General features: G+C 27.9%; 12 protein-coding genes and 1 other RNA gene. 5 read left to right on the top strand and 8 right to left on the bottom strand.

Going from position 1 to position 12,468, the window contains the following annotated elements; genetic code table 11:
- Positions 1 to 141: 141 nt before the first annotated feature.
- Complete coding sequence (locus ACYPV9_RS05445) at positions 142 to 600, top strand: GNAT family N-acetyltransferase (RefSeq protein ID WP_299061788.1); 459 nt, start codon at positions 142 to 144, stop codon at positions 598 to 600.
- Here ACYPV9_RS05445 and aroQ read toward each other — a convergent pair.
- The 3 genes from aroQ to ACYPV9_RS05460 form a co-directional block, all read right to left on the bottom strand.
- Positions 595 to 1,008, bottom strand: coding sequence for a type II 3-dehydroquinate dehydratase (aroQ, locus tag ACYPV9_RS05450; RefSeq protein WP_299060160.1), 414 nt, complete (start codon positions 1,006 to 1,008; stop codon positions 595 to 597). The genes ACYPV9_RS05445 and aroQ overlap by 6 nt on opposite strands.
- Before the next feature lie 79 nt (positions 1,009 to 1,087).
- The gene (locus ACYPV9_RS05455; RefSeq protein ID WP_459742174.1) at positions 1,088 to 1,588 is read right to left on the bottom strand and encodes an outer membrane beta-barrel protein; all 501 of its coding nucleotides are present in this window, start codon (positions 1,586 to 1,588) and stop codon (positions 1,088 to 1,090) included.
- 92 nt (positions 1,589 to 1,680) lie between these two features.
- Positions 1,681 to 2,601 (bottom strand): hypothetical protein, encoded by a 921-nt coding sequence (locus ACYPV9_RS05460; RefSeq protein ID WP_459742176.1) that lies wholly within the window; start codon positions 2,599 to 2,601, stop codon positions 1,681 to 1,683.
- A 48-nt stretch (positions 2,602 to 2,649) separates the two neighbouring features.
- Here ACYPV9_RS05460 and ACYPV9_RS05465 point away from each other — a divergent pair, with 48 nt between their 5' ends.
- Complete coding sequence (locus tag ACYPV9_RS05465; protein ID WP_299060154.1) at positions 2,650 to 3,021, top strand: TM2 domain-containing protein; 372 nt, start codon at positions 2,650 to 2,652, stop codon at positions 3,019 to 3,021.
- Positions 3,022 to 3,091: 70 nt separating this feature from the next.
- On the top strand, positions 3,092 to 3,988 hold the full coding sequence (gene xerD, locus ACYPV9_RS05470; protein ID WP_459742177.1) for a site-specific tyrosine recombinase XerD: 897 nt from the start codon (positions 3,092 to 3,094) through the stop codon (positions 3,986 to 3,988).
- 48 nt (positions 3,989 to 4,036) lie between these two features.
- Here the strand turns inward: xerD and rny are convergent, their stop codons facing one another.
- From rny to ACYPV9_RS05490, 4 genes are all read right to left on the bottom strand, one after another.
- Entirely contained in the window at positions 4,037 to 5,602 is a 1,566-nt protein-coding gene (rny, locus tag ACYPV9_RS05475) for a ribonuclease Y (RefSeq protein WP_299060150.1), read from the bottom strand.
- A 48-nt stretch (positions 5,603 to 5,650) separates the two neighbouring features.
- Positions 5,651 to 5,777: non-coding RNA, 6S RNA (ssrS, locus tag ACYPV9_RS05480), on the bottom strand.
- A gap of 54 nt (positions 5,778 to 5,831) precedes the next feature.
- Positions 5,832 to 6,122 (bottom strand): cell division protein ZapA, encoded by a 291-nt coding sequence (locus ACYPV9_RS05485; RefSeq protein WP_299060148.1) that lies wholly within the window; start codon positions 6,120 to 6,122, stop codon positions 5,832 to 5,834.
- Positions 6,123 to 6,135: 13 nt separating this feature from the next.
- Positions 6,136 to 6,426 carry a hypothetical protein gene (locus tag ACYPV9_RS05490; RefSeq protein WP_077809393.1) on the bottom strand — a complete coding sequence of 97 codons (291 nt, stop codon included), beginning with the start codon at positions 6,424 to 6,426 and terminating at the stop codon, positions 6,136 to 6,138.
- A 147-nt stretch (positions 6,427 to 6,573) separates the two neighbouring features.
- Here ACYPV9_RS05490 and ACYPV9_RS05495 point away from each other — a divergent pair, with 147 nt between their 5' ends.
- Together ACYPV9_RS05495 and ACYPV9_RS05500 are read left to right on the top strand one after the other, a co-directional pair.
- Positions 6,574 to 8,274, top strand: coding sequence for a M23 family metallopeptidase (locus ACYPV9_RS05495; RefSeq protein WP_459742180.1), 1,701 nt, complete (start codon positions 6,574 to 6,576; stop codon positions 8,272 to 8,274).
- A gap of 7 nt (positions 8,275 to 8,281) precedes the next feature.
- The gene (locus ACYPV9_RS05500; RefSeq protein ID WP_459742182.1) at positions 8,282 to 10,735 is read left to right on the top strand and encodes a TonB-dependent receptor; all 2,454 of its coding nucleotides are present in this window, start codon (positions 8,282 to 8,284) and stop codon (positions 10,733 to 10,735) included.
- Here ACYPV9_RS05500 and ACYPV9_RS05505 read toward each other — a convergent pair.
- The gene (locus tag ACYPV9_RS05505; RefSeq protein WP_459742184.1) at positions 10,732 to 12,441 is read right to left on the bottom strand and encodes a toxin-antitoxin system YwqK family antitoxin; all 1,710 of its coding nucleotides are present in this window, start codon (positions 12,439 to 12,441) and stop codon (positions 10,732 to 10,734) included. The genes ACYPV9_RS05500 and ACYPV9_RS05505 overlap by 4 nt on opposite strands.
- Between the last annotated feature and the right edge of the window lie 27 nt (positions 12,442 to 12,468).

The following is a 12,468-nucleotide window of genomic DNA, read 5'->3' on the forward strand; positions in this document are numbered from 1 at the left end:
GTGTATTTTATAGGGCTAACACAAATATAATTTTTTTAAATAGATTTACCATTAACTTTCGTTGAAACGTATTACTTTTACGACCATCGGATTTTTAATGAAGTTTTAAAAGAAAAAAATAAATCTATTATTTTGAATAAGTTGTCGCCTGAAATCATTCCTTTTGATATTAAATATGCTAAAGATTTTTATGAATTAAATGTTTCTTGGTTAGAAAAGTTCTTTTATGTAGAGCCTTATGACGAAAAAGTTTTAAGTAATCCGAAAGAATATATTATTGATAATGGTGGTTATATCTTCTTTATAAAATTAGATTCTAAAATCATAGGAACTGCTGCTTTTATAAATCAAAAGTCTTATTTTGAATTAAGTAAAATGGCAGTAACTCAAGAATATCAAGGATTACAATTGGGTAAAAAGCTGATAAAACATTGTATATCGTTTGCCAAAGAAAAAAAATGGAATAGTATTACACTTTACAGTCATAGAAAACTAGAAACTGCAATTAATCTATACAAAAAAGTAGGTTTTATAGAAATTCCTCTAGAAAAGGATGTTCATTATGAAAGAGCAAATATTAAAATGAAACTTGATTTATAAAAAGCTCTGAATTGCTAAATCGTATCCTTTTAAACCAAAACCAAACAAAACCCCGTTAGCGTTTGGTGAAATAAAGCTGTGTTGTCTAAACTTTTCTCTAGCATGAATGTTCGAGATATGAACTTCTATTACAGGAGTTTCAATTCCTTTTATTGCATCACCCAAACCAACAGAAGTATGTGTGTAAGCCGCAGCATTTAAAATAATACCATCATAAGTAAAACCAACTTCGTGCAACTTATTTATTAACTCTCCTTCAACATTACTTTGAAAATAAAACAGTTCTATATTATCAAATTTTAATTGTAATTCTCTAAAATAATCTTCAAAAGATTTAGAACCATAGATTTCTGGTTCACGTTTTCCTAAAAGGTTTAAATTTGGTCCGTTGATTATAATAATTTTCATATTTCAAAAATACATTTTTTTTACAAAAAAAACGGAGGCATTAGCCTCCGTTTTGGTGTACTAGAATAAAAAATCTAACTTAGATTCCGAACATTACCCCTAAACTTACGTTAGAAAATGTTAAATTATCATTGCTAATACCCGAATATGATAAATTTAATTGTGTTGTATCACCAATTTTATAACCTAAAATTGGTCTATAGTAAAAACCACCATCGTTTCCTTCATCTAGTCCTAAGGCATAACCAATATTAGCTCCTAAAACAAATTTTTCTGAAACATTAAATCTTGCTGCTCCAGAAATTGGTAAAAAAGAAGAATCTTCTACATCGAAAGTTCCTCCTATAGTTTCAACTTCTTCACCAAAAAAGTGCGAGTATTGTACAGATGGTCCTAATGTGAAACCTTCAGCAACCGGAAACATATAGTTTAATTCTGCTCCTAAAGTAAAACTATTTAGATCACTTACATCTCCTGTTGGTAAACCAACATTAAAACCTCCATTTAAAACACCTTCTTGTGCATTTACTTTACCTAAACCTACTATTGCTAAAAACGCAACAAATAATACTTTCTTCATAATTAAAAATTTTAGTTTAAATTCTCTTACAAAAGTATCTTAGTTCTGCACGTAATATTTGCTCAAAAAGGAATTAAATTAACTCAAATGAATTAATTTGATTGCTGCTTTTTGACATTTAATTTTACAATATTGATAAAAGCTTCTTTACCTTCCTCTAAATCAGCTACTACCTCATATTCTCTTCTAAAATCGTATAAAATTAATTTTGTAGTATTGGTTTTTAATTTACCTGAGTTTACAGTAATTATTTTAATCAAGTTATTAGTATCTTCTAGATTTAAAGTGATTGATTTTTTCTTTTTAGTTACAGCATAGTTTTCTAAAACTGGTGTATCATTTTTTAGTATCGTAATAACATCACCATCTTCTTTACCGTAATCCCAAATTTCCATTTTTAGTTTTCGTGTATATACAAATACTGATACCTTTTCACCTGATCTAATTTTTGTCTCGCTAAACTTTTTTAAATAATTTTCTGGTTTTAATTCTGCGATAACAGTACTATCAATTTTCTTGACCTTGTTAATGTTTTTTACTCTTTTATATACTTTATTTATTTTTTTCTCGACAAACTTTGTGCTAACCAATTTTAATTTTCCTGTTGCACATGTATCTCTATCATCATAAATACCAATAAAATTACCCTCTAATAATTTTTTCTTTGTTTCGCCTTTAAATTTTCCTTTAAAACTTACAAAACAGAATTCTTCTGGTAAAAACTTAGATTTTGTATATAGAATATCACTTTCTTTAAACTGAATATTTTTAGACTCTATATTATAATATCCTCTTATATAAGATTTAGTTTCGTTTTCCCCGGATAAGTCTGTGTAAGAATATCCTTCTATAAAACCATTATCTCTTGCATTAAAAACTATTTTATAAGAAATTAACTGATTAGATTCTAAAGCTAATGCACCCAATAACTCATAATCAAACTCTTTTTTGTCCTGAGAAAAGAAACTTAAAAAGTTAAATAAAGTAACTAAAATTATAATATTTTTATTCATAGAAATCTGTTATATTTGACACAAATAACTTAAAAAAAATCAACCTTTATGAAAAAATCATTAACTATTTACACATTATTATTTGCTTTCTTTGCTTTTTCATTTAATACGCACGCATCTTTCCCGGTAAAAAAAACTAAGGAAATCGTGGAAGTAATAAAAGATAACAAAGTAGAGAAAAAAGAAGTTACAACTTATGCAGCAGCAGCAAATTCTGGTAAAAGCCAAGTAACTGCTTTACTTTTATCTCTTTTCTTAGGAGGATTAGGTGTAGATAGATTTTATCTTGGATACACTTTATTAGGAGTGTTAAAATTAATTACATTAGGAGGTTTGGGTATTTGGGCACTTATCGATTTAATTTTGATAATTACAGGAGATTTACAACCTAAAAACGGTAGTTACTCTAAAACTATCTAAAAATAGTTTTTTATAAAATTAAAAACCATCCATTAATTGGATGGTTTTTTTTATTTATTAATTTTACATTATGAATTGGCAAAATGCAATTAAAGATTATCAAATGTATTTAAAATTAGAAAGAGGTCTTTCTAAAAATACAATAGTGAGTTACACAAAAGACTTAGAAAAATTGTATTTATTTATTACAGAAAATAATATTGTTAACACCCCTGTTACAATTGATGCTGAGACAATAAAATTATTTATTTATGATGTTGCCAAAAAGGTAAACCCTAGAAGTCAAGCAAGGATAATTTCTGGCTTAAGAAGTTTTTTTGATTATTTAATATTTGAAGATTATAGAACAACAAATCCGACAGATTTATTAGAATCTCCTAAAATAGGAAGAAAATTACCAGACACTTTATCGCAAGAAGAAATAGATTTACTAATATCTTCTATAGATTTAACTCATCCGCAAGGAGAAAGAAATAGAATAATTTTAGAAACAATTTATAGCTGTGGATTGCGTGTTAGTGAAGCAATAACTCTAAAAATTTCAGATTTATTTTTTGAAGAGGGGTTTATTAGAGTTTTAGGTAAAGGAAATAAAGAAAGATTTGTTCCAATTCATCAAGAGGCTCAGAAATATATTTTAATTTATATTAATCAAATTAGAGTACATATAAAACCTCAAAAGGAATATGTGGATACCTTATTTTTAAATAGAAGAGGAAAAGCTTTAACTAGACAAATGATTTTTATGATACTAAAAAAATTAGCTTCGGATATTGGTTTACTCAAAAAAATTAGTCCGCATACTTTAAGACATTCTTTTGCAACACATTTATTACAAAATGGTGCAGATTTGAGAGCTATACAGCAAATGTTAGGGCATGAGAGTATAACAACCACAGAAATATATGTGCATTTAGATAAGTCTTATTTAAAAGAAATTGTAGAAACATATCATCCCAGAAAATAAAAAATCCCGCTTTTGCGGGATTTAAATTATAATAAAAATTAGAGAAAACTACTTAGCTACGTTAACAGCTCTAGTTTCTCTAATTACAGTAACTTTTACTTGACCAGGATATGTCATGTCGTTTTGTATTTTTTGAGAAATACTGAATGACAATTCAGAAGCTTTGGTATCGTTAACTTTCGTACTTTCTACCATAACACGTAATTCTCTACCTGCTTGAATTGCATATGCTTTCTGTACACCTGTAAATCCAAAAGCAATATCTTCTAAATCTTTTAATCTCTGAATATAGGAATCTAACACTTGTCTTCGAGCACCAGGTCTTGCACCAGAAATAGCATCACAAACCTGTACAATAGGAGAAATTAAACTTTTCATTTCAATTTCATCGTGGTGTGCTCCAATAGCATTACAAACATCTGGCTTTTCACCATATTTTTCTGCCCATTGCATACCTAATAATGCGTGTGGTAATTCACTTTCTGCATCTGGTACTTTACCAATATCGTGTAATAAACCAGCACGTTTTGCAACTTTAGGATTTAAGCCCATTTCTGCAGCCATAATTCCACATAAATTAGCAACTTCTCTAGAGTGTTGTAATAAATTTTGTCCGTAAGAAGATCTATATTTCATTCTACCAACAGCTTTAATTAACTCTGGATGTAAACCGTGAATACCTAAATCTATAACAGTTCTTTTACCCACTTCTATAATTTCTTGGGTAATCTGCTTTTCTGTTTTACTTACAACCTCTTCAATTCTAGCAGGGTGAATTCTACCGTCTGTAACTAATTTATGCAAAGATAAACGAGCAATTTCTCTTCTAATAGGATCAAAACAAGATAATATAATTGCATCTGGCGTATCATCAACAATAATTTCTACACCGGTTGCAGACTCAATAGCTCTAATATTTCTACCTTCTCTACCAATAATTCTACCTTTTACATCATCAGACTCTAAGTTAAATACAGAAACACAGTTTTCTACAGCTTGCTCTACTCCTACTCTTTGTATAGTACCTAAAACAACTTTTCTAGCTTCTTGTTCTGCCGTTAACTTTGCTTCTTCTATAGATGTTTGAATAAATGCCATTGCTTCTGTTTTAGCCTCATCTTTTAAAGAAGAAACCAATTCTTTTTTAGCTTCGTCTGCAGATAAACCAGAAATTTGCTCTAACATATCTACATGACGCTTGTGCATCTTTTCTAACTCGTTTTCTTTTTTCTCTAAGAAATCTAGTTTATGGTTAAAATCTTTTTCTTTCTGTTCTAAAGAACGATTTAACTTAACGTTTTTATCAACTTCTGATGCTACTTTAGATTCTCTATCTCTAATTCTTTTCTCAACATCCGAAATTTTCTTTTCTCTTCCTAAAATTACCTTTTCATGTTCAGACTTAAGTTCTATAAACTTCTCTTTAGCCTGTAAAATTTTATCCTTTTTAATTGATTCTGCATCAATTTTCGCTTCTTTAATAATTGCTGAGGCTTCTTTTCTGGTTGAATTTAAAAGCTTTTTCCCTTTAGATTTTTCAATAGCTTTTGCAATAAAAAAACCTATTGCAACCCCAATAATTCCCACAATAATGGGAAGTAACATTCCGTCCATAATTTAATTTTAATATATAAAAAAAGCCTACGCTAGTTTGGTTTTTATAAACTCCATTATTACAGGTTTAGGACTAACCAGCTGATCAAGGATCCACCTAAAATACTAAATAAATAGTATTAGTGGCGTGCTTTAGCAACCGAGACTTATCCTTTATAATAGATACTTGTTGAGTTTATCAAACAATTTACTAACGTAGGCAGTGTGTTGTTAATGTATTTTAAAGAACTTATTTTAAATGAGTATCTACCAAACTGGTTAATTCTCTTAATTTATTTATTGTTTCAGTATTTTCAGAACCTTTTTCTAATGTAGATATTTCTAATTTCGAAGCAAATTGTAAAGCACACATAGCCAAAACATCTTGTTTGTCGCTTACTGCATAATTTTGCTCGTACATAGAAATTAACTTATTAATTGCTGTAGCTGCTTTTCGCATACCTTCTTCTTCTTTGGTGTTATTAACACTTAAAGGGTACGTTCTACCAGCTATAACTATATTAATTTTTAATTTATCCACTATTTAAAGAACTTTATTCTTGTAACTGAATAATACATTTATCGATTTCTCTAATTAATGTATTTATTTTGAGTTTTGTATCTCTTGTATTTGTATTACTGCCGTCTATAGTTTTTGCTATTTTTAATAAATCAAATTCTTGTTTTTGATTTTTTATAATTTGCTCTTGTTCTAAAATTTTTTGTTGATATTTTGTAGCACTTTGAAGCAATATTTCATTTTCTTTTTTTAAAAATTCATAATTAGAAAGTAAGTTTTTTAACTTATCTTCCAGTAAATGAATTGCTTCTAAGGTATTACTCATAAAATTTTTAGAATAAAACTATACACACAAAGTTAACGTTCTGTTTTAAATATTACAACATTTAATTGATATTTTAATAAATTATTGGCTACTAGCTAATTAGTAAAATGATGTTTTTTACTATTTTTACACAAAAAAACATATTTTTTGAAACAGAAATTATTTATACTCTTATTAATACCACTTTTTAGTTTAGCTCAAGATAAATATCCAAAAGATTATTTTAGAAACCCTTTAAACATACCAATTGTTTTATCGGGTACTTTTGGCGAATTAAGAAGCAATCACTTTCATTCTGGTTTAGATATTAAAACACAAGGTAAAGAAGGTTTAAAAGTTGTTGCCGTTGCAGATGGATATATTTCTAGAATTAAAGTGCAACAATATGGTTATGGTAAAGCTATTTATATTACGCATCCTAATGGTTATACATCGGTTTATGGTCATTTAAGTAAATTTAATCCGGAAATTGAAGCCTACGTTAAATCTATTCAATACAAGAAAGAAAATTATGAAACTGGTAATTTATTTCCCAAAAAGAATAAATTTGTTTTAAAGAAGGGCGAATTACTTGCTTATTCTGGTGATACTGGCGGCTCTGGTGGTCCTCATTTACACTTCGAAATCAGAAATACAAAATCAGAAAACGTTATAAATCCTTTATTTTTTGGTTTACAAGTAGACGATACAAAATCACCTACAATTCAATCTTTACAAGTTTATCCTTTAGATGAAGAGGCAAGAATTAATCAGCAAAATAATAGTTTTAAAATTGCTGTAAAAAATACTGGTAATGGTAAATATACTGCAAATAGAATATCTGCAAGTGGACGTATTGGTTTTGGAATTAATGTTTTTGATAGATTAGATAAAGCTTTAAATAAAAACGGAATTTATAGTTTAGAAATGTTAGTAAATGGCAAAAGGCATTATTATCATGATGTAGAAACTTTCTCTTTTTCTGAAAGCAAATATTTGAATCTATTAATCGATTATTCATATTACAAGAAATATAGAAGTAGAATTCAGAAAACTTTTAAAGTAAAAAACAACAAACTTTCAATTTATCGAGATCTTATAGATAAAGGTGAAATCTACATCAAAAATGATTTACATTACACTGTAAAAATAATTGCTAAAGATTTTAAAGGCAATACAAGCTCTGTAACAATTCCGGTAATTGGTAAAAAAAGTAACACTATTCTTAAAAAACAAAAAGACACAACTAATTATAAAATTACTACGGACAAATTCCATAGATTTACAAACAAAAACGTAACAGTTGCTTTTCCTAAAAACAGCTTTTATGAAGATATTTATTTAGACTTTAAAGTTGAAAATAATATTGCTAAAATACACAACAAAACGGTGCCTTTAGACAAAAGCTTTACCTTAACTTTTGATGTTTCTAATTATACAAAATCTCAAAAAGAAAAGTTGTATATTGCTAATGTTGAAAATCAAAAGTATCCTAGATACACAAATACAAGAAAAAAAGACAGCACCTTTTACACCACAACAAAAACTTTAGGTAAATACTCTTTAGTTTCTGACAATCAAAAACCTAAAGTAAATATTTTATATTTTAAAAACAATCAATGGATTTCTAAATTTAAAACTTTAAAAGTGAAAATTTCTGATGTTGGTTCTGGAATTAAGAATTGGCATGCAACATTAGACGGCAAATGGGTTTTAATGCAATTTAATCATAAAAAAAGAATCTTAACGTATGATTTTAATGACAACAAATTGATTGGAAGTAAGCATAATTTTAGAATTGTAGTATCTGATAATGTTGGTAATACTACAGAGCGTTCTACAACGTTTTTTAAGAAACAAACAAATTAAATTACACGTGAAAAAAGATTTACTATTTATCATATTGTTTTTACCAATTTCTATTTTTTCTCAGAAAACAACCATTTTAAAAGGTACTGTAAAAGATAAAAACAAATCTGTTATAGAAAATGTATCTGTAGAATATGGATCTAAAGGAGCCGTTACTGATAAAAATGGTAATTACTCGATTAGAATACCGTATAAGAAAGAAATTACTTTAAAATTTAGTCATATAAGTTACAAAACTGTTTTTCATAAAATTACAGCAAAAAGCAGAAATTCCATTCGCTACTCTCCTACTTTAGTTCTTAAAACAGAATCATTACAAGAAGTGATTTTAAAAGATAATAAAAAAGCAGCGAGCGGAATTACTAAAATAGATGTAGAAAAAGCAAAAAATATTATTGGCGCAAATGCAGGTGTAGAAAATATTCTAATGACTTTACCTGGCGTAAATAATAACAATGAGTTAAGTACACAATATAACGTTAGAGGTGGTAATTTTGATGAAAACCTTGTTTATGTTAACGGAATTGAGGTTTATAGACCGTTTTTAATAAGATCTGGGCAACAAGAAGGCCTAAGCTTTATTAATTCTAATATGGTACAGAATATAGATTTTTCTGCAGGAGGTTTTCAAGCCAAATATGGTGACAAGCTGTCTTCTGTTTTAGACATTACTTACAAAAAACCAACGGAAACTGCAACTACTATAAATGCAAGTTTGTTAGGCGGTAGTTTAACTTTCGAAAGTCCGTTTTTAAAAGATAAATTAACTTTAATTACAAGTTTACGATATAGAGACAATAGCTTATTTGTAAACAGCAAACAAATTGAAACTAACTTTAGACCAAAATTTACCGATTTACAATCTTACATCACTTTTAAAGTAAACAACCAATTAAGTATAAATTATCTTAGTAACTTCTCTTTAAACAATTACAATTATCAACCAATATCTAGAAGAACAAGATTCGGTACTGTTGCAAATCCTTTAGAATTAATTGTTTTTTATGAAGGTAAAGAAGAAAACAACTACTTAACACTTTTTAATGCTTTGTCTGCAGATATTTCTGTAAACGAAAATTTGTCATTTACAGGTACAGTTTCTTCGTACAACACGCAAGAAGAAGAGTATTATGACATTGCGGCATCATACAATTTAGGTGAAGTTGATGCAAACATCGGTTCTGAAAATTTTGGTGAAGTCGATTTTTCTCAAGGAATTGGTTCGCAATTAAATCATGCAAGAAATGACTTAGATGCTTTAATTAATAATATTCAACTAAGAGGAACTTATAAAAAAAATAGACAACAATTAAATTTTGGTATTAAATATCAAAATGAAGATATTAGAGAAAGAATAAGAGAATGGGAAGTTATTGATTCTTTAGGATTCTCTGTAAGACCACCAAATCATATTTCAAACAATCAACCTTACGAATCTTTTGAAGGACCAATTACACCGTTTCAAAATATCAGAAAAGAGAATAACGTATCTATAAATAGAGTTTCTGGCTTTGTTCAATTTAACGAACGTTTATTTATGGGTGACAGTGAATTCTGGTATAATATTGGAATAAGAGCCCACAATTGGAGTGTAAAATCGGGTTCTGAATCTTCTAAAAGTCAAACAACCATAAGTCCTAGAATTCAAGCTTCGATTAAACCTAATTGGCATAATGATATGCTTTTTAGATTTGCCGCTGGTTGGTATTCTCAACCACCTTCTTATAGAGAATTAAAAGATTTTAATGGTAATATTAATGTTGATGTTAAAGCTCAAAAATCTATACATTTAGTTGCTGGTATGGACTATAGCTTTGATTTATGGGGAAGACCATTTAAACTTACATCAGAATTATATTATAAAAATTTGAATGATATTAATGCCTACTCTATAGATAACGTAAGGATTCGTTATAGAGCAGACAATTTAACTACAGGGTTTGCTCATGGAATTGATTTAAGATTAAATGGTGAATTTGTTCCCGGAAGCGAAAGTTGGGTAAGTTTAGGGTACTTAAAAACAGAAGAAAATATAGAAAATAGAGGAGACATTTCTAGACCAACAGACCAACGACTAAAATTTGCTATTTTATTTCAAGATTATGTACCAAATCTACCAAATTTAAAAGCTTATTTAAACTTGGTATACAATACAGGCGTTCCTGGTGGTGCACCTGCTTATGCAGATGTATACCAATTTCAAGAAAGACTTAGAGATTATAAACGTGCAGATTTAGGAATTTCTTACGTTTTTACAGATGCCAATAAACAATACAAAACTGGTTGGTTATCTAATTTTAAAGAATTAACAGCTGGTTTAGAGTTATTTAATATGTTTGACATACAAAATTCTATTACAAACACTTGGGTTAGAGATGTGTATTCTAAAAATCAATTTGGGATTCCTAACTTTATGACAGGAAGAGTATTAAATTTTAAAATTAGAATTAAAATTAATTAATTTAAGGTTAATTCAAACTTACCCGTTTTACTTGAAAATAAAGAAGGTTTTATATTAATTACTTTCATTTTATAAGATTTACCTTTATATGATCTAGTCTGGTCTCCACTCCAAACCATTTTATTATTGAAAGAGCTTGCGTAATAAAGAAATTTAGAATCTAATAAATACCTTAACAATTTCTTCTCACCTGGATTATAATGAAACCAACCGATTGTTTCCCATTGGTCTTTGGTGTTCTTATGCCTTAATAACAATTCAATTTTTTGATCTGTATCATTATGAATAACAAGTTTAACTGCATGAATTTCTTTTGTTAAAGACCCTTTATCGTAAATAAATTTAGATTTTATTTTACCATTATTAAAATAATCGTACCAAGTTCCTGTTTTTTTATCATTTAAATAATTTCCTTTTTCATCTAAAAAATATTTTCCTGATAAAGTTTCATAAAATATTTTGCATTCGCCATTTCTTAAACCATTTATAAATTTAGTTTGATTTTTTAGTTTACCACTCTTATAAAATATTTTAAATACACCATCTTTTTTACCTGAAGTATAATTGCCAGATTCCTTAATTAATCCATCTGAATAATATTCTTTGTATGATCCTGTGATTTTTCCATTTAAATAGCTTGTACTATTCTTTAATTTACCATTGTAATGATATTCTTTTTGATAACCTGTTTTAATACCATTTGAATAATTATTAATTTCTTCTAACGTACCATCTGTATAGAATGTTTTTTGCAAACCATCTAATTCATCGTTTTTATAATTTTTTAAAACTTCAGGTATTCCGTCTTTATGATAGTATGAATACTCTCCATTATATCCAAGTTCATTATATTCTATTTTAGACAATAGTTTACCATTTTTATGGTATTTGCACTCTACTGTCGGTCCGTTTATTTCATCGTTCTTATAGACGCCTTTAAATAATAATTTATCTTTTTCTAAATATTTAAAAGCAGCACCATCTTTTTTACCATTAATATAATTAATTTTTGCTTTAAGAGAACCATCTTCAAAAAAAGCAAGAAATTCTCCATTATACTCACCTTTATTGTAGTTTATAATATATTTTGGAGACCCATCTTTATAATAATTAAAATATAAGCCTTCTTCATTATCTTTAACATAAGTTACAATCGTCTCTAATTGATGGTTGTCATAATAACTTTTCCACTCACCCATTTTATTACCATTGGTATATTTTCCTTCTTCTTTTATTTTACCGTTTTCAAAAAAAGCTTTGTAAATACCATTAAACTCCTCTTCAACTAAATTACATGTAGCATATATTTTACCCGATTTATAAACTGCCTTAAATTTATTAGCATCTACTTCTTCTCCGTTGTTTGAAAATGTTTTTTCAATATAATAATTTAAGAAAACACTATTTCCTTGTAACCAAGTGCCAATTTTTTTTCCGTTTACATAATTTCCTTTAAAAAAAACATCTCCTTTAGGCACATAACCTTCCCAATAGCCATTTTCTTTCCCTTCTTTAAAAGCTCCTTTTGCTAGAATTTCACCCGTTTTATGATATAAAACCCACTCACCTTCCTTTTTACCATCAACCATTTTGCCTTCACCAAATAACTTACCATCGTTATATTTTAATTTTTTAATTTGAGAAATAGTAGTTAACGTATAAAAGATGAAAAATAAGTATATTATTTTTTTGTAGAATAATAGCATAAATGGTTAAAATATGAATTGTAATTA

The organism is Polaribacter sp. OB-PA-B3, assembly GCF_054589375.1.